Source organism: Serratia grimesii NBRC 13537 (genome assembly GCF_001590905.1).
Lineage (GTDB): Bacteria > Pseudomonadota > Gammaproteobacteria > Enterobacterales > Enterobacteriaceae > Serratia > Serratia grimesii.
Map to the genome: position 1 here is coordinate 13,503 of NZ_BCTT01000010.1, position 20,580 is coordinate 34,082.

The following is a 20,580-nucleotide window of genomic DNA, read 5'->3' on the forward strand; positions in this document are numbered from 1 at the left end:
ATCTATGAATGACCAAGCCAGGCTGTTAGCTCAGCGTCTGATCCGTAATATTGAGCAGGTTGAGAAAACGCACGACCACCGTCCGCCACTCTATGACAGCATAGGTACTCGCCTGGGTACCGGCACTGCAGCCAGCAAATTGGGGGCATCCATCGACGTCGTAGCGCCAGGCATGCGCTCCTGCCCTTATCATTTCCACTATGCACAGGAAGAAATGTTCATTGTACTTGAGGGAACCGGTACCTTGCGGGTTGCCGGAGAACAGCTGCCGATCAAAAGCGGCGACGTTATTTTTATCCCGCCGGGACCGGAATACCCGCATCAAATCATCAACACGTCAGACGCGCCGTTGAAATATCTTTCCATCAGCACCCGTGAACTGCCCGAACTGGTGGAATATCCGGACTCAGGAAAGTTTTTGGCAGCAGCCCAGCGTGGAGATGGTGAACAGGTGCGTTACATACAACGCCCTTCAGCGTCGCTCGATTATTGGCAGGATGAACCCTAAGTCGCCTTCCGGTAGCGTGAGACCTAATGCTCGCGCTGCCTGCTCGGCAACACGAAAATCAATATCAGCCGCCTCGCCGTCTTCCATAAACCAGGCCGCGGACAAGCCTGCCCAAGCGAGGATCCACTGCAACAATCGCTGCCGTTCGAACCCGCCCAATTGGCAAACCTGTTCAACCCGGCGGGAAAAAATGTCAGGATCGGTCGCGACACCGTAATTCGGGTTGCAGAAGATATTGGCGTAGTCGAAGGCACGTTCGCCATAGAGACGTTTTGGGTCAATCACCAACCAGCCGCGTTCACCGAAGTCCAACACGTTGTCATGGTGTATATCGCCATGCAATACGCTCTGCTCACGCGGGCTGGTCAACAATTCCGCCGCTACGTTAGCACTGAGGCGTAGCATGCCACCGTGGGCCTGAGCCGCTGGCCACAGAGAATTGAACCACTGGTGTAAGGGGATAAGATCTGGCAATGGTTTAGAACGAGGCACATGCAGACGAGCAACCACCTGACAAAGGATTGCCGTTGCCTGCTGATCGTCACCATCACGTACCATCTGTGCCAACGAACGCGTCCCTTGCGCACGTTCTAACAAAATGCCATCGTCGTGCCACGCGAGAACTTGCGCCGCGCCTTCGCCCTGCCACCAGCACATTAATAGCCCGCCGAATTTTTCTTCCTGTTCGCGCGCGATTTTCAACATCGCTGGGGCCCCTTGATACCGTACCGGCATGAGCAAGCTGCTGTGGGTTTCAAAAGCCTGGCCGTCGGGCTGCAACTGCCAACGTTGCATATAGGGAATTAAGGCCTGATTCATTACCCTGAAATATCCTTCACAGTTATAAATGAATGTTAGTGATACTATTAGGAATCAATAGATCTCAGCGTACTTCCGATGTTCACCGTTCCATCCTAACCAAGTTTGTTTATTTTTTTAATTAATCTCTCGGGGTTTTTATCATGACATCATTGAAGCGCATTAATTATCCGCACTTGCCCACACCAGGCGGCCCCTATGTCCATGCTGTACGCCATGGGGATACATTGTATATTTCCGGGTTGACGGCATTTGCCACTGAGGCACAAGGGCAAGCAACGCAACAACAAACACAAGCTATTTTGGAACAGTTGGCGACCATCACCGCAGCGGAAGGCACAAATCTAAAAGCGCTGATTAAAATAACGGTATTTTTAACTAATATCAGCGATCTACAGACCATTCGGCCAGTGCTGTTTGATTATTTCGATGGTGCGCTGCCAGCCTGTTCACTGGTTGCGGTCAGCGCACTCTTCTCACCGCTGGTTAGCGTTGAGATCGAGGCCGTAGTGGCGCTATGAGATTGGGGCGCTATAAAGCGCCCTCATCCAGCTCACATGGGCCAATTTTGAACCAGGCCTTCGTAATTTTGCCCTGTTCAACCTCATAAATGGCGATCACATTCATTTTGCCGCGCCCCTGTGGGAAATTGCGTGTCACCACTTCCTGATCAATGACCATGCTCCCCAAAGCCATTCGCTTAATACGCTCACCGTACAAACTGGGTTCTTTGAAACGAGTGATGTGACGCTCGCGGATCTCCGCCTTGCCGCTAGCCAACAATGTATTCGGATGCTCATAATACTGTGCATCTTCCGCCCAACACGCCATAAAAGCATCAATATCACGCGCGTTATAAGCATCAAGTTGCTGCTGAACTACGTCTTCTGGCCGTACTGTTTTATTGTTCATCATGCCCCTTCGTAAAAGCTAAATTATTATCAATTCCGCCAAATACGCTCCTAACCTTTCACATTAACGCTATCGTGCTGCATTTTTGTGACGTCAGTTCGCAGATTCATACGCCTCAACAAAATGAATAAATACCCCACAATGCTGCATAAATAAACTAGCATGCATTCCGAAGCGTTCGCCAGTCAGCGCAAAAAATTTCAATAGGGTACCGACGGCAAGAAAAACAGAGGCTCTGCATGCGTTAAGCTTTGCCGCCATCAGGAATATTCTGCTAATTTACCACTAAGAAATTTATTACCGACGAGACGTTATGCAACAAAAACCGGTTATGCACGAAGCCAGACAGTTAAAGCGCCTCAACGCCGCCACGCGACGGCAATCCCATATGTATAAGTGGATTGCTTTTATCGCGGCGATGGACGCTGTGTTGGTGTTTTTTTATGACCGGGATATGCGCAATATTACCTTTTCAGGCGCCGTTGCGCTGGTATGCGGGTATTTATGGATCCGCGATCGTAACAAAGCGCGCGGTTACCGACGGGAGTACGATCGCAAATTTGGCAAGCACAGTGGCCTTTAGCTCTGCATGGCCTCGAGTACTTTCGCACTGTCTACTATTTGCACAAACTTCACAATTTTCCCCTCACGTAACTGATAGATATGCGCAAAGGATGCGGTGAAAGACTTGCCGGTGGCACCATAAGTACCATGATAGAATCCTTGGGCAATCACGTTCTCACCCGCATCATAGAAATGGTCAACATCCGCACGATAACCCTGCCATTCCGTTCCTAAGCGCTGATGAACATTTTTAAAGATCGCCTGTGGGCCAATATAGGTACCGGCATAAGGGAACCCTGCGGCTTCAGTCCATTCCGCATCAGGCGCTAACGCCGCCAGCAGGTTGCGACCATTCTCTTCGGCACTGCCGCCCTCATAAGTAGCGCGTACAATTTCAAGATTCGTTGGCATGACATTTCTCCGGTGGCGTGAGCGGGATATCCCGGCCATACCCCACGGACACAGGTTTACACCAAGCGGGGATGACCGGAATAAGGCCATTGTAAGTTGCTTATTCCGGTGCAAAAACCGCAATTATGGCAATAGTCCGTTGCAGTATAGTAAACAATTCTTTTGCTGCATTGTCATAACCGGCTCATTGACGGCTGTTATAATCTGATGCTTTCCGACAACAAGGAACAAAACGTGCATTCTTCCCTGCCGCAAGCACTACTACAGCCGTTCTCACCCTATCAGGAACTGGCGCAAGCATTGCTGCCACTGACTCTCGATTCCGATGATGGCTCACATGACGTGGCTCATTTGCACCGAGTGTGGAAAAACACCCGCAAGATCAGTCAACATGAAGGCGGTGACCGCCGCATTCTATGTGCTGCCGTATTACTGCATGATTGTGTGGCAGTGGAAAAGAATTCGCCACAGCGGCACCTGGCCTCACGCATGGCGGCCGAAAAAGCCGGTTTGCTACTGACCCAGCTGGGTTGGGACATGCAAGATATCGCCAAAACCGCTCACGCCATTGAGGCACACAGCTTTTCCGCCGCTATTACTCCAGAGACACTGGAAGCAAAAATCCTACAAGACGCAGACCGTTTGGACGCCATCGGTATGGTTGGCGTGGCACGTTGCTTTTATATTGGTGGACGCATGCGCAGCGCACTGTACGATGCAGCCGACCCGTTGGCACACCATCGTCAGTATGACGATAAACGTTTTACGCTGGACCACTTCGAAACCAAGCTGTTCAAGCTACAAGACGATTTTCAAACCGCCATCGGAAAAAAAATGGCGCAAGAGCGCACCGAACGTATGCGACGCTTCCTTAGCGATTTGCTGGAAGAAGTGTGACCAGATAATTTCCCCAGTCTGGAATTTCCGTTAAGGCAGCGGCATCTTCGGCTCACTAATTGCTGTACACTGACAGCTATCTTCACTGACCAGGCTACGACGATAATGAAAAAACTGACGCTGAAAGACATGACGGAAAGCGAGCAACGTGAAGTAAAAACCGAGCTGGACAAGGCACGCAAAAGCCTCGGCCGGGCATTAACCAATGCCGAAAATAACAAGATCAAGGACGAAATTGTCGCGCGCATCACCGCCGCCCGCGCAAAAATCGAAAAAGCGACGCGTGCCGAGCGCAAAGCCAACCGCATTCAACCTACTGGGGAAACCTTTAGCTGGACAGCCTCAATCAACAGCACACGCCGCCCTCGCTAACGCGCCCCTAAACCCCGCTTTGGCGGGGTTTTGCTCCCCCATGGTTTATTAGCCAAACTCATCAGCCCGTCGTAATCATGAATAACCGTGTTATCAAGCGGTTGTAAATTGACAGCATCATGCAGAATATTCATTATCATCGCATATCCACTTTTCATGAGACTGCTATGGCCAACCTCAACAACAATGACGCTCCTCAGATGTCGACATTGCGCCTTGATGGTTTGTTGGCGGTTATTTCGAAGAAACAGACGCTCATTTGACTGGGGCGTAGTGTCCCGTCAGATGAGCTGACAGGGCGGTACGCGACTCGTCTCCTCTCTTATTTTCTCATCTGGCTTCTTATTGCACGCATTGAAGGAAATTAATATGGCCTCATTCTCCGGTATTTGGGTTGCACTGGTTACCCCATTTAATAACAGCGCCGTCGACCTGCCTGCGACTCAACGGCTGGCTCAACACTTGATCGCCTCTGGCGTCGACGGGTTGGTCGTCTGCGGTACTACCGGTGAAGCGGCCGCGCTTAGCAACGACGAACAGCTGGCAGTGCTCGACGCGGTACTGGCCGTGACACCGGCCCATCAAGTGGTGATGGGGCTGTCCGGTAATAACATGAGTGACACACTGCAAATGCAGCAGGCGATCCAACTACGTGACATTGCTGGTGTACTGATCCCCGCACCCTATTACATCCGCCCGTCGCAATGTGGTCTGGTAGACTATTTCACCCAGCTTGCCGACGCCTCAAACGTGCCGGTTATCCTGTACAACATTCCGCAACGCACCGGTATTGTGATCGAACTGGCCACCCTTCGTCAGATCGCCCGCCATCCACAGGTAAAAGCCATTAAGGACTGCGGCGGTAATCCGGACACAACCATGGCGCTCATTAACGATGGTGAGATAGACGTGCTGACAGGTGAAGATAATCTGATCCTCACCACGCTGTGCCTGGGCGGCACGGGTGCCATCTCAGCCTCAGCGCATATTCACCCGGAGCGCTTTGTGCAGCTGGTGCAGCAGGTTCGCGACGGTGATCTGATTGCCGCACGTGCAAACTTCTACTCACTGTTGCCGATGATCCACCAAATGTTCAGTTTCCCTAACCCCGCACCGGTCAAGGCTGCATTAGCTCAACAAGGGTTTATCCGCAATGAGTTGCGCTCGCCAATGCAAACCGTACCGCAAGCATTGCAGCAGCAAATTGCCGCTACCCTGGCTCTACTGGAACCGGAAGCGGCATTGATAAGTTAATTTTGTCGGTTAACCCGCTGTAATTTTGACGTTATAGAGCTAGGATCAGAGGTTAAGCATGCCTGTCACTTATCACTATCAAGGAGCTTCCGATGAAACTGTTCTATAAAGCCGGTGCCTGTTCGCTGTCCCCTCATATCGTTCTGCGTGAGGCGGGCCTGGATTTTACGGCGGAAAAGGTTGATCTCGCGCTGAAGAAGACCGAAAGCGGTGCAGATTACCTGACAATCAACCCAAAAGGACAAGTGCCGGCGTTGCTGCTTGATGATGGCAGCCTGCTGACTGAAGGCGTAGCGATTGTGCAATATCTTGCTGATCGCGTCCCGGATCGCGGGCTGATCCCGGCGGCAGGCACGCTGTCACGCTACCATGCCATTGAGTGGTTGAACTATATCGCGACGGAGTTGCATAAAGGCTTCAGTCCGCTGTTTAACCCGAAAACACCGGAAGAATACAAAACCCTTTCACGGGAGAAGCTGGATAAGCAGTTCGACTATCTGGATTCAGTGCTGGCGACGCAGCATTTCTTGTTAGGGGCTCGTTTTAGCGTCGCTGATGCGTATCTGTTCACCATCCTGCGCTGGGCAATTGCTATGCAGTTTGATCTCAAAAAACGCGCCCATTTATCGGCTTATTTTGATCGCGTCGCCGCACGACCGGCGGTGGATGCAACGCTGAGTGCCGAAGGCCTGAAATAATCCCCACGCCCCGGCGAGAAAACTTGCCGGGGCGCTGTATCAGGGTTAAACGCTTACCGCTTTAAATTCGCAAGTCGGTTGTACGATGCGGTCTTGCGCCGCCACTACCTGCAACTCGTACTCACCCATTGCCTGCGTGGTCAGCATGACCTCATAGACTGCTGCCGTCACGTGTTCCAACGCTTTATCCAACGCCTCACCCTTCAGCAAATTAACCAACAGCAAGCCGCTGGTCAGATCGCCCACGCCCACAGGCTGCCGCGAGCCAAAATCCACTAGCGGGCGGCTAATGTGCCAAGCCTGATCGGCCGTGACCAACAACATTTCAAAACAGTCAACATGATAACCTGCGCGACTCAAATGCTTGACCAACACCACTTTCGGCCCTTTGGCAATTAATTCGCGTGCAGCACTTACCGCTTGCTCAACATTTGCAATAGTCCGCTGGCTCAACAATTCCAGCTCCAGCAGATTGGGAGCAATCATGTCACTGCATGGCAATGCCTGCTGACAGTGAAACTCCGCCACGCCGGGTGCCACAATGCACCCCTTTTCCGGGTGGCCCATCACGGGATCGCAAAAGTACCACGCGTTCGGGTTAGCCTGCTTGACCTGACGCACGATCTCCAAAATATGGCTGCCCTGTTCCGGTGAACCGATATAGCCACTCAGCACGGCATCGCAATGCTTCAGTTGGTCAATATCGGCAATGCCTTGTGCAATTTCCGTCAGGTGGTTGGCTGGCATCACGCAGCCGGTCCATTTGCCATACTGAGTATGATTAGAAAACTGTACGGTATTCAGTGGCCAAACGTTTACACCCATGCGACGCATCGGAAACTCTGCAGCACTATTACCTGCATGGCCAAAAACAACATGAGATTGAATAGAAAGAATGTTTTTCATCAAAAACCTGCTCTGACGCCTTAAAAATAAAGGGGCCTCTGAGGGCCCCTTTGCTGCAATTTTGATTACTTCCAATCCACCAGGCAGTAATGTTTTTTACCACGACGCAGAAGTGTGTAGCGACCGAACAGGCGATCGGCATCGCTGAAGGTGTATTCCGCGTTGGACTGTTTCTCACCGTTGATGGTTACCGCATTGGAACCGATCATGGTGCGCGCCTGGCCGCGTGAAGGCACCAATTCGGCATTCACCAACGCCTGTTGCAGATCGGCATCGCCATCAAGTTTGATCGTCGGCATACCGTCTTGCGCCAACTGGGCAAAGTCCGCTTCGGTCATGTCGTGCAGCGCGCCGGAGAAGAGGCTCTGTGTGATGCGCTTGGCCGCAGCCAGGCCTTCAGCACCGTGCACCATACCGGTCACTTCTTCCGCCAGCACATACTGCGCACGTGGCGCCTTGCCGCTGTTCTTGTCTTCTTCTTCCAGCGCGTTGATTTCTGCCAGATCCATAAAGGTAAAGAACTTCAGGAAACGGTATACGTCAGCATCGGCCGTGTTGATCCAGAACTGGTAGAACTTATAAGGACTGGTTTTTTCTGGCGCTAACCAGACCGCGCCGCCTTCGGTCTTACCGAACTTGGTCCCGTCAGCTTTGGTGATCAACGGTACTGTCAGGCCGAAGACCTGCTGCTGGTGCATACGGCGGGTCAAATCGATACCGGAGGTGATATTACCCCACTGATCAGAGCCGCCGATCTGCAGTTCAACCTGATGACGGTTGTACAGTTCGGAGAAGTCGAAACCTTGCAGCAAGTTATAGGAGAACTCGGTGAACGAAATACCCGAGTCGTCACGGTTCAGGCGCTGCTTTACCGCTTCCTTGTTGATCATTTGGTTGACGGAGAAATGCTTACCAATATCACGCAGGAAGGTCAGCACATTCATGCCGCCGAACCAGTCGTAGTTGTTGGCGGCAATTGCGCTGTTGCTACCACAGTCAAAATCGAGGAACGGAGAAACCTGTTTGCGGATTTTATCCACCCACTCGTTCACCGTTTCGGTGGTATTGAGCTTGCGCTCAGCCGCTTTGAAGCTCGGGTCACCGATCAAGCCGGTAGCACCGCCCACCAACGCTACCGGCTTGTGACCGGCAAGCTGGAAGCGCTTCAGGCACAACAGAGGAACCAGATGGCCCAAATGCAAGCTGTCAGCGGTTGGATCGAAACCGCAATACAGTGCAATTGGCCCTTGCGCCAGTCGCTCTGCTAACGCTTCCTCATCCGTAACCTGGGCAACGAGGCCCCGCTCTTGCAGTTGTTTAATCAAGTTGCTGCTTGCCATCAATGACTCCATGTATAAACGAATGCACCTTTGTCGGTACACGACCTTTCGCCCACTGGCGAAATATTAAATTCAGAATAACGCATAGAATAAAGCGCTGGCGACATCAGTACCAGCGCTTAAGGGGGATTTTCGGTCTTCAGGGTGCCAGTCGGTCAATTTTCCAGTCATTCCCGTCCCGTTGATACAAGAAACGGTCATGCAGACGGTTGGCGCCGCCCTGCCAAAACTCGACGGAATCGAAATTAACCCGGAATCCGCCCCAGAAACTCGGCAGCGGTACTTCGCCCTGTTGGAATTTTTGCTTCAGCTCGAGGAATTTACTTTCCAATACTCCACGCGCAGAAATACGTGATGACTGCTGCGACACCCATGCGCCAATTTGGCTGTCTTTCGGTCGGCTGGCGAAGTATTTCATGACTTCGAGAGTGGATAACCGCTCTGCTTTGCCGAGGAAAATCACTTGGCGCTCAAGCATGTGCCACGGGAATAGCAGGCTAATATGTGGGTTGTTCGCTAGCTGTTGCGCCTTACGGCTTCCCAGATTGGTGTAGAACACCAGTCCTTTGTCATCATAATGCTTCAGCAGCACAATACGCTGGTAGGGTTGCCCGTTCTCATCCACGGTCGCCACACACATCGCTGTTGGGTCGGCCAAACGCGCGTCGCAGGCCTGTTTCAGCCAGCGTTCAAACAGCGTTAATGGATTAGCAGTCAGATCGTTGCGGCGTAAGCCACCACGAGTGTATTCACGGCGCAGGTCCGCAACATCAAACTCATTATTTTCAATCATCCGGTTATCAACCAACTGAAAAATCGTGATTCTATTCTGCGCCAGCGGCGTCAGGATCTCAATCGCTCTGACGCCGCAACCGCTGGATCAATTAGCCAGCGTGCAGTCGCTCATGATCACTTTGCCATTACGCTCAAGATAGGCGTTTTGGCCCTTCGACCAAAAGGTGTATTTGCCGTCGCTGTATTTGGCACCGGACATGGCCAGCACCTGTTTCAACTTCAGCTGTTCACCGTCCATCAACATGCTGACGGTGCTCTCCTTACCGTCCAATGACACCGTCAACGGCGTGGTGCCACATTGGTAATGTAACGTCTGGCTGTTTTGCGGTAAAATATAGCTACAGCCAGCCAGTGCCAGTACGCCGGCAGAAATAATGATTTTTTTCATGCGATTGCTCCTTAGGGAAACCTGTCGATTTCTATCCTAACAGAGCTAACGCCCCCCTAAAGGCAAAACCGGATAAATCCCACCCAGCAGCGTTTCACAGCTTGCACCGGTGACTGAAGGCAGATTGCCGGACTGCCCGGACAGCGTACGAAACGCCAGCCACGCAAAGGCCAACGCTTCCATATCATCCCCGCTGATACCGAAATCATCCGTCAGGCACACCTCTGTACCAGGCAACAATGCTGACATCCGCGCCATCAGCAACGGATTACGTGCCCCACCACCACAAACCAGCAGCCGCTCGCACCCTCCCGCCAACTGGACCTGTTCACAGATGGTGATCGCCGTCAGCTCCGCCAACGTCGTTTGCACATCAACGGGGCTGACCGCCGCCAGTCCCACCAATTGACGTTCCAGCCAGGCCGCATTGAAATACTCTCGACCCGTGCTTTTCGGCGCCGGCAGCGTAAAGTAAGGATCGGACAGCATTTGCTGTAACAATGGCAGGCAGACACGCCCTTCCATAGCCCAACCACCGTCTTTATCGTAAGCTTGGGAGCGATGACGCCATATCCAGGCATCCATGAGCATATTGCCCGGCCCGGTATCAAAACCACGTACCGGTGTCCCCGGCAATAGCATCGAAAGATTGGCAATCCCGCCAATGTTGAGCACCATACGGCGCTCAACCGGATGCGCCAACAGTGCCTGATGGAAGGCTGGCACTAACGGAGCACCTTGGCCACCGTAAGCCATATCGCGCCGACGAAAATCACCAACGGTGGTGATATTGGTTAGCGCGGCGATACGATTATTGTCGCCCAGTTGCATAGAGAAACGTGCATCCCCGTCGGGTTCATGCCATACCGTCTGCCCATGACAACCAATGGCAGTAATGTCTTGAGCCGTCATACCTGTTTGTTTCAGCAGGCCAAGCACCGCCTCACCAAACAGTGTGCCAAGCTGAGCATCTAGACGCCCCACCGCAGAAAGCGTGGTTTGCTGCCCCTGGCACATGCCAAGGATGTCTTGTTTTAGTTGAATCGGTATCGGATGGCTGAAGCTGGCCTGTTGCGCGACCACTCGTCCGTCGATCGCAGCAAGCACCACGTCGACGCCATCCAGACTGGTGCCAGACATAACACCTATATAGCGGCCTGACCTCATAGCAACATCCCTTACCCCAGACGGGGAAGCAAAATTTTGACTTGATAAATAAACCAGAATTGAAACATTAACGCCATGAATTATGATGTCTTTTTTCACCTCTGTGAGCAATACGCCTGTTTATTCGCCTATTCTCTAATAGTGATAACCACAGCTAAACAACAGCTCAATTTGCGACGGAATTTCTTCCTATACTGTTATAAAGCTAAACCACCGTTTATTATTGGTTGAACAGTGCAAAGTTAAGCTGCGTGCAGTAACAGGTCATGGTGATATCCGCACGTTTACGCCATACTTTATCTATCTTTTTCACTGAATATGGCCTGGAAAGGTTCCCCAGGTTATGGACTACTACCAACAGGAGTTTTATATGATCAAGCGTCTTCTCGTCGTTGCTATCGCCGCAGTTACGCTGGCAGGGTGTGCTAATGATTCCATGTCCGGCGACGTGTATTCCGCTTCGCAGGCCAAACAGGTGCAAACCGTGACTTACGGTACGCTGGTTTCAGTGCGTCCGGTCAAGATCCAGGGTAGTGAAACGTCGAATACCATTGGCGCAATTGGTGGTGCCGTATTGGGTGGTTTCCTCGGTAATACCGTGGGTGGCGGTACAGGTCGTAGCTTGGCGACAGCTGCAGGCGCAGTGGCAGGTGGTGTAGCAGGTAACAGCATCGGCGAAGCGGCCGGTCGTACTTCAGGCTACGAGCTGGAAATCAAAACCGACCAGAAAGAGAACATCGTGGTGGTTCAGAAGGCAGGTGATACCAAGTTCAGCCCGGGTCAACGCGTTCGTATGGCTCGCACTGGCGACACCATTACCGTATCCCCGCTGTAAGCTTAGCGTATCAAGTAAAACCGGAGGCTTGAGGCCTCCGGTTTCATTTCCGATGCTGTGAAATCTAATCGTAAAAAAGAAAGAATATCTTATTGTTTGTTTTGCAGTTCAGTTATGTTTTGTTCCAGCTTATCAATCAAACCAACCAACAGCTGCACTTCATCAATGCTAATACCACTCAGAATCTCACCACGCGTAGAGCTGATGACGCTGTCCACTTCCCTGATAATGGGGTCGGCCGCTTCAGTCAGTTTGATACGCTTAGCACGCCGGTCGTTGGCGCAGGTGTGGCGAGTAATCAGCCCCTTCTCTTCCAGCTGGTCCAACGTACGAACCAATGATGGTTGCTCAATGCCGATCGCCTTGGCCAGTTGAATCTGTGACTGCTCCGGCGGCAAACGATTGATACTGTGCAGAGTAACCCAGTGTGTTTGCGTAAGCGCCAACGGCTTGAGCCGATGATCGATGAGCGCGCGCCAAACACGAACTAATCGTGCTAGATCTGAACCTAATGTTGACTCCACTTCCCCCTCCTTATAATTAGCATGCTAACATACCCTCCCAGAGCTTAGACTATTTTGAGTAACTCACATTAAAAACACAAATGTATATAATGTATATTGTGGAAATAGCCACCATTTTGATCAGTTATTGTTTATTATCTATGCAAATACTCAGCATATTCACTCATCGGGATTGTTAATGTGAATACTTCATGGCTCCATGCCTCTTCCCCTCTGCCCGATTTGGTCCTGGGCGCTTCACTTTATTTTCCGCCCATATTTAAGGCTTTTTTGCTCGGACTCGTTTTATGGCTGCTGGTACACCAGTTGTTGCGAGACTGGATTTATTCTGGTGAAATTTGGCACCCCATGCTGATGGACTTGTCTATTTTCGTCATCGCCGTCAGCGGCTCCCTGTGGATTTTAGCGAGTTGGTAACCCATGACGCATAAAACATTAAAATATTTTTCTACGGTAATCGTCTGCGCCATTGCCATCTGTGCCGGTTGGTGGCTCTGGAATTATTATATGCAATCCCCGTGGACCCGTGATGGAAAGGTGCGTGCCGAGCTCGTCAATATCACACCAGAAGTTTCTGGAAGATTAGAGAAAATAACTGTTCATGACAATCAGTTCATACCTGCGGGAAGTCTGATTTTTACGATCGACCCCGTGCCATACCAGATTGCACTCGACAATGCTGAGGCCGCATTGGCAAAAGCGCAATCCGACATGGCCAAGGCTGACCATGAGGCGGCTCGACGCCGCGGTCTGCCGAAAAATGTTATTTCTGCTGAAGATATGGACGAGTCAAATTTAGCGGCCCAGGCAATGAAAGCCGCATATAAAGCTGCCCAAGCTAATCTGGAACAGGCTAAATGGAATTTAAGTAAAACTAAAATTTATGCTCCTACCGATGGCTATATCACCAATTTACAAACTCGGGTTGGAAACTATGCCAGCGTGGGCACTCCGTTGGTCGCACTGGTCGATGTGCACTCGTTTTATGTGCTCGGTTATTTTGAGGAAACCAAGCTAAAACATATAAAAGAAGGCAATAAAGCGGATATCGTTTTATATAATGGCAACATACCACTTCAAGGCGAGGTGGAGAGTATTGGCCGCGCTATTTACGATCAGAGTGTTGAAAGCAGCAGTGATTTATTAATGGACGTAAAACCCAACGTGCCATGGGTTCGCTTGGCGCAACGCGTACCGGTACGGATAAAATTGCTGAACGTACCCGCTGATTTACCGTTAGTGGCCGGTACGACCTGTACCATCTCCATTCATCAGTAAGGCTAACGAGTGAACCTGCCCTTTTTGGAATGGAACCGTACCCCTTGGGGAAAAGCCACCGGTGGTCAATGGCGCTATGCGCTGCGCAACTCGCTGGCAATGTGCCTGTCACTTTGGGTGGCATTCGTCCTTAATCTTGATGAACCTTACTGGGCGTTAACATCGGCGGCGGTGGTCAGTTTTCCCACTGTCGGCGGCGTAATAAGTAAAAGTATTGGGCGCGTTTTCGGTAGCCTGGTGGGCGCCGCAGCGTCAGTGGCCATCGCCGGGCATTGCCTGAACGATCCTTGGCTATTCACCCTGTTTATTGCGGCGTGGATCGGGCAGTGCACGTACATTTCCAACCATTATCAGAACAACGTCTCTTACGCCTTTGCTCTCGCGGGCTACACCGCCGCTATCATTGCATTCAGCACGGTTAACGTGACGGATACCCAGCAAATCTTCGATATCGCGCAAGCGCGCGTTTGTGAAGTGATCACCGGTATTCTGTGTGGCGGTTTGATGATGATGATCTTACCCAGCACCTCGGACGGTGAAGCACTGTTGACCTCGTTAAGGCGCATGCATTTACGCTTGCTGGAACATGCCGCATTGTTGTGGCAGCCGGAAATCACCCTGCAAATGCGCACATCGCATGAAGGGGTGATCGGCCAGATTCTGACCATGAATCTGTTGCGTATTCAGGCCTTCTGGAGTCACTACCGGTTGCGTCGGCAAAATAACCTGCTCAATTACATGTTGCATCAGCAATTACGCATTACCAGCGTCATCTCCAGCCTGCGCCGTATGCTGCTGAACTGGCCGGATCGCCCGGCGAATCTGGCGGCTGTTTTAGAACAATTGCTGACCGAACTCCGTAATCCCGACACCGACAAATACCGCCTTGCACGCATCTTGCAGCAGATCGTCCCACAGGATCAGGCTGATTACCGCCATCGCGCCTTTTGGCTACGCCTGCGGCATTTCTGTTGGTTATACCTGAACTGTAGCCGTTGGTTACTGCGGCTCGAGAGTGCAACACCTGTCAGCGATATCCAACCCCCGCGTGTGACCTCGCTGGCACGTCATACCGATAGCTACGAGGCCGCCTATAACGGCCTGCGCACCTTCTTATCTATCGTCCTCGGCTGCGCCTATTGGATTAACACCCAATGGGACGCGGGTAGCTCAGCCCTGACACTGATCGCTATCAGCTGTGTACTGTATTCCTCCACACCCTCTCCCATCAACAGCATCACGACGCTGTTAAAAGCCGTGCTACTGCTGTCGATCGCCTGTTTTGTAGTGAAGTTCGGTTTGATGATTCAGATTGATGATTTTTGGCTGTTCTGCGCGTTTCTGTTTCCGGTATTGGTGACCATGCAGATGTTCAAGCTGCAACATCCATCCTACGCGGCATTATGGGGCCAACTGATCGTGTTTATGGGCTCTTTCCTTTCCGTCACCAACCCACCAAGCTACGATTATCAGTCTTTTATTAATGACAGTATCGGTAAGATTGTTGGTGTACTGCTGGCTGGTCTGGCATTCCAGATCTTGCGGCCCAGTTCGGACAAACGCAAAAGCCGGCGAATTATCCGTGCCCTGCGGCGCGACTTTATCGATCAATTGAGTAAGAAACCACAGCAGAGCGAAAGTCAGTTTGAATCGCTGATTTATCACCGCATCAGCCAATTGAATCAAAGTCAGGATCAAGAAGCGCGTAGTTGGTTATTACGCTGGGGTGTCGTGTTACTCAACTGCAGCCATATTGTCTGGCAATTACGTGACTGGCAGACTCGATCCGATCCGCTTTCAGCGGTGCGTGACGTCTGCATTCACTGCTTGCGAGGCATTATGACGGAGAAAGGTGTGCAGCACAGCTCGCTGGATGCGACGTTGCAGGAGTTGCTACGCATGAGCAACGCACTAGCGCACCACCCGGATCAGGCGGCACGCGATCTTGCCGGACTCATTTGGCGGCTGTACTGCTCATTGCAACAGTTACAACAGGCGATTACCCCAACAGACACGGCAACCGCGGTGCCCGCCGCCCATTAACCGACATTATGATTTAATGACACCGCAGGCGAAGCGTTCCCCGCCGCCGCCCAGAGGTTTCGGATGGTCGGCATTATTATCGCCACCCGCATGCACCATCAATGCCTTGCCGGTTATTTCGCTGATTTTTTTCAGCCGTGGCGCTAACACCGGATATGTAGCCATACCGTCGTCCGTCACGTAAATAGCCGGCAGGTCGCCCAAATGACCGTCGGCATAGGGGCCAAGGTGCTTGCCGGTTTTTTGTGGGTCAAAGTGCCCGCCCGCTGCCAGCGCAGCAACCGCCTTGCCCTCTTTCATGCCTGGCTCACAACTGCCATTTTCATGTACATGGAAACCATGCACGCCAGGCGGCAACGCTTTTAGTTGCGGTGTAAACATCAGGCCGTAAGGCGTTTCACTGATTGTCACTTTACCAATCTCCTGGCCAATTCCCTGCCCGGTCACCAGATTCATGTCAACATCTACCGTCGCCGCCTGAGCGACTCCGCAGGCCATTAGGCCGAAGGCCGCATACCAATAATGTTTCATTAATCAATCTCCTTTGAATAGCTGTGAGTATTCAGTATAGGGGAATGTGTGACGCCACCACTCAAAATAGGCACAATTTCGACCATCAAATTCGCATTATTAATAATTCATACTAATAATAATTCTACCGATGTCGGTCCTCTGACCAGATGTCGTTGGATACACTCTGCTTATCTGCACTCGCTGCAAAGGCTATTCAAAGATTAACCCGGCAATGCAGCAAATTCATAAGGAACTGATATGGGAATCTTTAATTATCAAGGCCTCGATGAGGCGAAATCCAAAGTGTTATTTACCGATGCCATGGCGATTTCTACCTATGCCTATCACAATATCGATAATGGTTTTGACGAAGGCTACCACACTACCGGTTTTGGATTGGGCTTGCCGTTAACGCTGGTGACAGCGTTGATTGGCAGCACACAATCACAGGGCGGGTTGCCCGGTATTCCGTGGAATCCTGATTCGGAAAAGGCAGCACTGGCAGCGGTAAATAACGCCGGTTGGTCTTTGATTGGCGCTGATCAATTAGGTTACCAGGGAAAGACAGATTCCCGAGGTACCTATTATGGAGAGACGCTGGGCTATACCACAGCCCAAGCCGAGGTGCTGGGAAAATATGACGACGCAGGTCATCTCACCGGTATTGGCATTGCTTTTCGTGGCACCAGTGGCCCGCGAGAATCGTTAATCACCGATACTATTGGTGACTTGATCAATGACGTGCTGGCCGGTTTCGGACCAAAGGGTTACGCGGACAACTACACCCTGAAAGCCTTTGGCACCCTATTGGCCGATGTGGCCAAATTTGCCCAGGCGCACGGTCTTAACGGTGATGATGTGACGATCAGCGGCCATAGTCTTGGCGGATTGGCAGTGAACAGCATGGCGGCGCTCAGCGACAGCAATTGGGGCGGTTTCTATTCACAATCGAGCTATGTGGCCTTTGCCTCCCCGACGCAATACGAGACGGGCGGCAAAGTGATTAACATCGGTTACGAAAACGACCCTGTATTTCGCGCGCTCGACGGGTCAACGCTCACACCATCCACGTTAGGTGTACACGATGCACCACAAGAATCTGCCACCAATAATATCGTTAACTTTAACGATCACTACGCCTCTGCAGCCTGGAATATCCTGCCCTTCTCCATTCTGAATGTTCCAACCTGGCTATCTCATCTGCCATTCTTTTATCAGGATGGGTTAATGCGGGTGCTGAACTCCGAGTTTTATTCTCTGACCAGTAAAGATTCGACAGTGATCGTCTCTAACCTCTCCGACGTCACGCGTGGCAATACCTGGGTAGAGGATCTCAACCGCAACGCGGAAAAACACAGCGGTCCGACATTTATTGTTGGCAGTGACGGCAATGATTTAATCAAGGGCGGTGCAGGCAATGATTATCTTGAAGGCCGCGCCGGCAATGACACATTCCGCGACAGTGGCGGCTTTAACATCATTTCCGGCGGAGAAGGCAATAACACGCTGGATCTGCAACACGCCTTAAAAAAGACTGAAGTTACCTACGACGGTAATACCCTCTACTTACGCGACACTAACGGCGATATCACTCTGGCAACATCGATTAATACGCTGAAAAGCACGGAGTCATCCCTGCTAATTTTCACCAAAGACGTTGCTCATCAGGTCACCGACAACGGGTTGCTCTCCGATAAAGGGCTGACTGCTTATGCCAGCTCGGAAAAAGGGGACGCAACCAATGACATCCTGACTGCGAAAGACACAGGCTCTTGGTTATTCGGTCTTGATGGGGATGACCAACTGTTCGGCGGCAAAGGCAATGACGTGTTTGTCGGGGGCGCTGGCAATGACATCATGCACAGTCAGGGTGGCAACAACACCTTCTTGTTCAGTGGCAACTTTGGCCAAGATCAGATTTATGGCTATCAGGCGCAAGACAAACTGGTCTTTATGGGGACACCAGGCAGCAGTTCGGGCGGTGATTACCGCGATTTTGTTTCCGAAGTGAACGACAATCTGGTGTTTAACTTTGGCGGCAATACAGTCACGCTCGTCGGGCTTGGGTTGAACAGCTTGTCGGACGGACAGGTCGTTTTGGCGTAAAAATATGGGCAGCCTTGCTGCCCATTTTCTTGCCAACGATTATGGGACGTCGTAGCCCAGTGCCGCTTTACGAATGCGGAACCACTGCTGGCGATTGATCGTCAACGCTTGCGCCTTCAACGCCGAACGCACGCGTTCAATCTTGCCGGAGCCGATGATCGGTAACGGTGCAGACGGCAAGCGCATAACCCAAGCGTAAACTACCTGTTCAATCGTATCTGCACCAATTTCCTGCGCAACAGTCTGCAATTCGTCACGCAGTGGCTGGAACTCAGCATCATTGAAGAGACGGCCGCCCCCCAGACAAGACCACGCCATGGGTTTGATTCGCAGCTGCTGGCACTGATCCAACGTTCCATCAAGAATACTTGGCTGGTGGATCGGCGAAATTTCAAGTTGATTGGTTACCAGCGAGAAAGGTAAACGTGATTGCAGCAATGTAAATTGTGCTGGTGTGAAGTTGGAAACCCCGAAGTGGCGGACTTTGCCGCTTTTGTGCAACGCCACAAAGGCCTCAGCCACTTCATCAGCATCCATCAGTGGGTCTGGGCGGTGGATCAGTAACAGGTCAAGATAATCGGTGTGCAGATTCGCCAATGACTGCTCCGCGCTGCCAACGATATGTTCACGCTCAGTAATGTAGTGTCCAATGGGATTGCCCGGTTTAGCAGTGGTCGCGATACCGCATTTTGACACCAGCTCCATCGATTGACGCAACGAAGGCTTAAGGCGCATCGCTTCACCAAAGGCTTGTTCACACGCATAGCCACCATAGATGTCAGCGTGATCGGCAGTCGTCACCCCCAGTTCGATATGTTGCTCAATGAAAGCCAGCAACTGTTGCGGTGACATGCCCCACTCCATCAAACGCCAATATCCGCAAATCATGCGAGAAAATTCAGGCCCCTGCGGCGCAAGTTGAATACGGTTTACCATTATTGAAACCTCATGACATTGTTTAAAGCCAGCATACACAAGCAGATAACGCAGTGGGAAGCGGAAAGCCGCGCTTACGTGCGGCAGATCAGGAATGCGTCAGAACAATGACGGTTGTTCGGGTTGCGGATCATCAGGCTGTTTATTGGCACGCTTCATGCGCAGGAAGCGCTGGTGGCACAAGCGCAGCACGTCACGCTTTTGCGCATCGCTCATTTGCATCCAGCCAAAGCGTTCCTCGCGGCTGCGCAGGCAACCACGGCAAAAACCGCGTTCATCGGCCTGGCAAATACCACGGCACGGGCTGGGAATGTCAAAAAACTCAAGCTGCTGCGGCACACGTCCTCCTGCGTTCTTAAGCTAATTGAAGACGCCATCGCTGCTGCTGGCAAGTGACTTTTCGGCATGACGGTGAAAATAATCGCGTAGATACCGCAGCGCCTGGCGTGTTTTCTCCGGCATTGCCCGCTCCAACGTCATCGCATGCAACCGTAACGGTGCAGGTCGCCACTCTGGCATCAGCTGTATCAGTTCGCCGCGTTGCAGTTCATCCTCAATTTCATAGAGTGGTTGAATCGAGATCCCCAGACCGCTGCGAGTAAAGGCGCGCATCACGTTCATACTGTCGCTAACAATCTGCCCTTCCGCCAGACGCAATTTAAGCTGCTGACCCCCTTGGTGGTGTAAATCCAAGTACGCTCCGCTGAAAGCACCGGAGATCCAACGGTGTTGCACCAAATCCTGTGGTGTCTCCGGTACGCCATGCTGACTGAGATAACGCGGTGCAGCACACAGTACCATAGGCCATTCAGCCAATGGATGGGCAATCATATTGGCATCCGCCAGTTGACGATTAACCCGCAGTGCAATATCGATCCGATGTTCGATCATATCGATGATTCGGTCATCCGCCAGCACCTTTAACGTCAGCTTGGGATGCGCTTGTAACAGCGGTGCCATGGCTTCTGCCAGCGGACGCCCGCCGATACCAATGGTGGTGGCAATACGCAGCTCTCCCACCAGCGTATCGCGCAGCTCTGCCAACCGTTGTTCGGCCTGTTGCGCCTGAAACAGCATGGCCTCACAGCCAGGATAAAAGGCGGCCCCCGCCTCGGTGAGCGCCAACCGTCGCGTAGAACGGTGCAACAAAGGTACGCCAAGCACTTTTTCCAGTGAACGCATATGCTGGCTGACCGCCGACGGCGTCATGCCCAGTCGCCGCGCTGCGCCAGCCAACGACCCCTCCGCCACCACAGTGGCAAATACTGCCATTCGATTCAATTTATCCATGATTATGAAGTTTTACTTAATCAA

Annotated in this window: 25 protein-coding genes; 12 read left to right on the top strand and 13 right to left on the bottom strand. The window is 51.8% G+C overall.

The window, feature by feature from the left end:
- The first annotated feature begins 4 nt into the window (after nt 1-4).
- Nucleotides 5-508: a cupin domain-containing protein gene (locus tag SGR01S_RS11850; protein ID WP_061807536.1), complete on the top strand. Its 504-nt coding sequence runs from the start codon at nt 5-7 to the stop codon at nt 506-508.
- On the opposite strand, the gene SGR01S_RS11855 is transcribed toward SGR01S_RS11850, so the two are convergent.
- Nucleotides 473-1,327, bottom strand: coding sequence for an aminoglycoside phosphotransferase family protein (locus SGR01S_RS11855; RefSeq protein WP_061807537.1), 855 nt, complete (start codon nt 1,325-1,327; stop codon nt 473-475). The genes SGR01S_RS11850 and SGR01S_RS11855 overlap by 36 nt on opposite strands.
- Nucleotides 1,328-1,470: 143 nt before the next feature.
- Between SGR01S_RS11855 and SGR01S_RS11860 the strand changes: the two genes are divergently transcribed.
- Entirely contained in the window at nt 1,471-1,848 is a 378-nt protein-coding gene (locus SGR01S_RS11860; protein WP_037418764.1) for a RidA family protein, read from the top strand.
- A gap of 10 nt (nt 1,849-1,858) precedes the next feature.
- Here SGR01S_RS11860 and SGR01S_RS11865 read toward each other — a convergent pair whose 3' ends face one another.
- Complete coding sequence (locus SGR01S_RS11865) at nt 1,859-2,239, bottom strand: nuclear transport factor 2 family protein (protein WP_061807538.1); 381 nt, start codon at nt 2,237-2,239, stop codon at nt 1,859-1,861.
- A 313-nt stretch (nt 2,240-2,552) separates the two neighbouring features.
- On the opposite strand from SGR01S_RS11865, the gene SGR01S_RS11870 reads away from it, so the two are divergent.
- A complete protein-coding gene (locus SGR01S_RS11870; RefSeq protein WP_037418759.1) occupies nt 2,553-2,822 on the top strand; it encodes a hypothetical protein in 270 nt (89 codons plus the stop codon).
- Here the strand turns inward: SGR01S_RS11870 and SGR01S_RS11875 are convergent.
- Nucleotides 2,819-3,214, bottom strand: coding sequence for a nuclear transport factor 2 family protein (locus tag SGR01S_RS11875; protein ID WP_037418756.1), 396 nt, complete (start codon nt 3,212-3,214; stop codon nt 2,819-2,821). The genes SGR01S_RS11870 and SGR01S_RS11875 overlap by 4 nt on opposite strands.
- Before the next feature lie 207 nt (nt 3,215-3,421).
- On the opposite strand from SGR01S_RS11875, the gene SGR01S_RS11880 reads away from it, so the two are divergent.
- From SGR01S_RS11880 to gstA, 4 genes are all read left to right on the top strand, one after another.
- Nucleotides 3,422-4,111: an HD domain-containing protein gene (locus tag SGR01S_RS11880; protein ID WP_115185211.1), complete on the top strand. Its 690-nt coding sequence runs from the start codon at nt 3,422-3,424 to the stop codon at nt 4,109-4,111.
- A gap of 105 nt (nt 4,112-4,216) precedes the next feature.
- On the top strand, nt 4,217-4,483 hold the full coding sequence (yjbD, locus tag SGR01S_RS11885) for a DUF3811 domain-containing protein (protein ID WP_037418754.1): 267 nt from the start codon (nt 4,217-4,219) through the stop codon (nt 4,481-4,483).
- A 369-nt stretch (nt 4,484-4,852) separates the two neighbouring features.
- The gene (gene dapA, locus SGR01S_RS11890; RefSeq protein ID WP_037418752.1) at nt 4,853-5,737 is read left to right on the top strand and encodes a 4-hydroxy-tetrahydrodipicolinate synthase; all 885 of its coding nucleotides are present in this window, start codon (nt 4,853-4,855) and stop codon (nt 5,735-5,737) included.
- A 92-nt stretch (nt 5,738-5,829) separates the two neighbouring features.
- Nucleotides 5,830-6,435, top strand: a complete 606-nt coding sequence (gstA, locus tag SGR01S_RS11895) for a glutathione transferase GstA (protein ID WP_037418749.1) — start codon at nt 5,830-5,832, stop codon at nt 6,433-6,435.
- Nucleotides 6,436-6,480: 45 nt separating this feature from the next.
- Here the strand turns inward: gstA and pdxY are convergent, their stop codons facing one another.
- The 5 genes from pdxY to anmK form a co-directional block, all read right to left on the bottom strand.
- Nucleotides 6,481-7,341 carry a pyridoxal kinase PdxY gene (pdxY, locus tag SGR01S_RS11900; protein WP_061807540.1) on the bottom strand — a complete coding sequence of 287 codons (861 nt, stop codon included), beginning with the start codon at nt 7,339-7,341 and terminating at the stop codon, nt 6,481-6,483.
- A gap of 65 nt (nt 7,342-7,406) precedes the next feature.
- Nucleotides 7,407-8,681: a tyrosine--tRNA ligase gene (gene tyrS, locus SGR01S_RS11905; RefSeq protein ID WP_037418742.1), complete on the bottom strand. Its 1,275-nt coding sequence runs from the start codon at nt 8,679-8,681 to the stop codon at nt 7,407-7,409.
- Between the two features lie 139 nt (nt 8,682-8,820).
- Nucleotides 8,821-9,474 (bottom strand): pyridoxamine 5'-phosphate oxidase, encoded by a 654-nt coding sequence (pdxH, locus tag SGR01S_RS11910; protein WP_037418739.1) that lies wholly within the window; start codon nt 9,472-9,474, stop codon nt 8,821-8,823.
- Nucleotides 9,475-9,561: 87 nt separating this feature from the next.
- A complete protein-coding gene (locus tag SGR01S_RS11915; protein ID WP_061807541.1) occupies nt 9,562-9,864 on the bottom strand; it encodes an MliC family protein in 303 nt (100 codons plus the stop codon).
- Between the two features lie 45 nt (nt 9,865-9,909).
- Complete coding sequence (anmK, locus tag SGR01S_RS11920; RefSeq protein WP_061807542.1) at nt 9,910-11,031, bottom strand: anhydro-N-acetylmuramic acid kinase; 1,122 nt, start codon at nt 11,029-11,031, stop codon at nt 9,910-9,912.
- Nucleotides 11,032-11,401: 370 nt separating this feature from the next.
- On the opposite strand from anmK, the gene SGR01S_RS11925 reads away from it, so the two are divergent.
- Complete coding sequence (locus SGR01S_RS11925; RefSeq protein WP_026142354.1) at nt 11,402-11,866, top strand: outer membrane lipoprotein; 465 nt, start codon at nt 11,402-11,404, stop codon at nt 11,864-11,866.
- 89 nt (nt 11,867-11,955) lie between these two features.
- Here SGR01S_RS11925 and slyA read toward each other — a convergent pair whose 3' ends face one another.
- Nucleotides 11,956-12,390: a transcriptional regulator SlyA gene (slyA, locus tag SGR01S_RS11930; protein ID WP_037418732.1), complete on the bottom strand. Its 435-nt coding sequence runs from the start codon at nt 12,388-12,390 to the stop codon at nt 11,956-11,958.
- Nucleotides 12,391-12,570: 180 nt separating this feature from the next.
- On the opposite strand from slyA, the gene SGR01S_RS23730 reads away from it, so the two are divergent.
- The 3 genes from SGR01S_RS23730 to SGR01S_RS11940 are packed head-to-tail and all read left to right on the top strand — an operon-like array spanning nt 12,571 to nt 15,711.
- Nucleotides 12,571-12,807, top strand: coding sequence for a DUF1656 domain-containing protein (locus tag SGR01S_RS23730; protein WP_073963435.1), 237 nt, complete (start codon nt 12,571-12,573; stop codon nt 12,805-12,807).
- A 3-nt stretch (nt 12,808-12,810) separates the two neighbouring features.
- Nucleotides 12,811-13,668 carry an efflux RND transporter periplasmic adaptor subunit gene (locus SGR01S_RS11935; protein WP_037418730.1) on the top strand — a complete coding sequence of 286 codons (858 nt, stop codon included), beginning with the start codon at nt 12,811-12,813 and terminating at the stop codon, nt 13,666-13,668.
- Nucleotides 13,669-13,677: 9 nt separating this feature from the next.
- Nucleotides 13,678-15,711, top strand: a complete 2,034-nt coding sequence (locus SGR01S_RS11940; RefSeq protein WP_061807543.1) for an FUSC family protein — start codon at nt 13,678-13,680, stop codon at nt 15,709-15,711.
- A gap of 6 nt (nt 15,712-15,717) precedes the next feature.
- On the opposite strand, the gene sodC is transcribed toward SGR01S_RS11940, so the two are convergent.
- On the bottom strand, nt 15,718-16,242 hold the full coding sequence (gene sodC, locus SGR01S_RS11945; RefSeq protein WP_037418725.1) for a superoxide dismutase family protein: 525 nt from the start codon (nt 16,240-16,242) through the stop codon (nt 15,718-15,720).
- Nucleotides 16,243-16,482: 240 nt separating this feature from the next.
- On the opposite strand from sodC, the gene SGR01S_RS11950 reads away from it, so the two are divergent.
- Nucleotides 16,483-18,330: a polyurethane esterase gene (locus SGR01S_RS11950; RefSeq protein WP_061807544.1), complete on the top strand. Its 1,848-nt coding sequence runs from the start codon at nt 16,483-16,485 to the stop codon at nt 18,328-18,330.
- Between the two features lie 39 nt (nt 18,331-18,369).
- Here SGR01S_RS11950 and SGR01S_RS11955 read toward each other — a convergent pair whose 3' ends face one another.
- The 3 genes from SGR01S_RS11955 to SGR01S_RS11965 all read right to left on the bottom strand — a co-directional run bounded on the left by SGR01S_RS11955 (nt 18,370) and on the right by SGR01S_RS11965 (nt 20,556).
- A complete protein-coding gene (locus SGR01S_RS11955) occupies nt 18,370-19,266 on the bottom strand; it encodes an aldo/keto reductase (RefSeq protein WP_037418719.1) in 897 nt (298 codons plus the stop codon).
- Between the two features lie 99 nt (nt 19,267-19,365).
- Nucleotides 19,366-19,605, bottom strand: a complete 240-nt coding sequence (locus SGR01S_RS11960) for a DUF1289 domain-containing protein (protein WP_037418715.1) — start codon at nt 19,603-19,605, stop codon at nt 19,366-19,368.
- A gap of 21 nt (nt 19,606-19,626) precedes the next feature.
- On the bottom strand, nt 19,627-20,556 hold the full coding sequence (locus SGR01S_RS11965) for a LysR substrate-binding domain-containing protein (RefSeq protein WP_061807545.1): 930 nt from the start codon (nt 20,554-20,556) through the stop codon (nt 19,627-19,629).
- Nucleotides 20,557-20,580 lie beyond the last annotated feature (24 nt).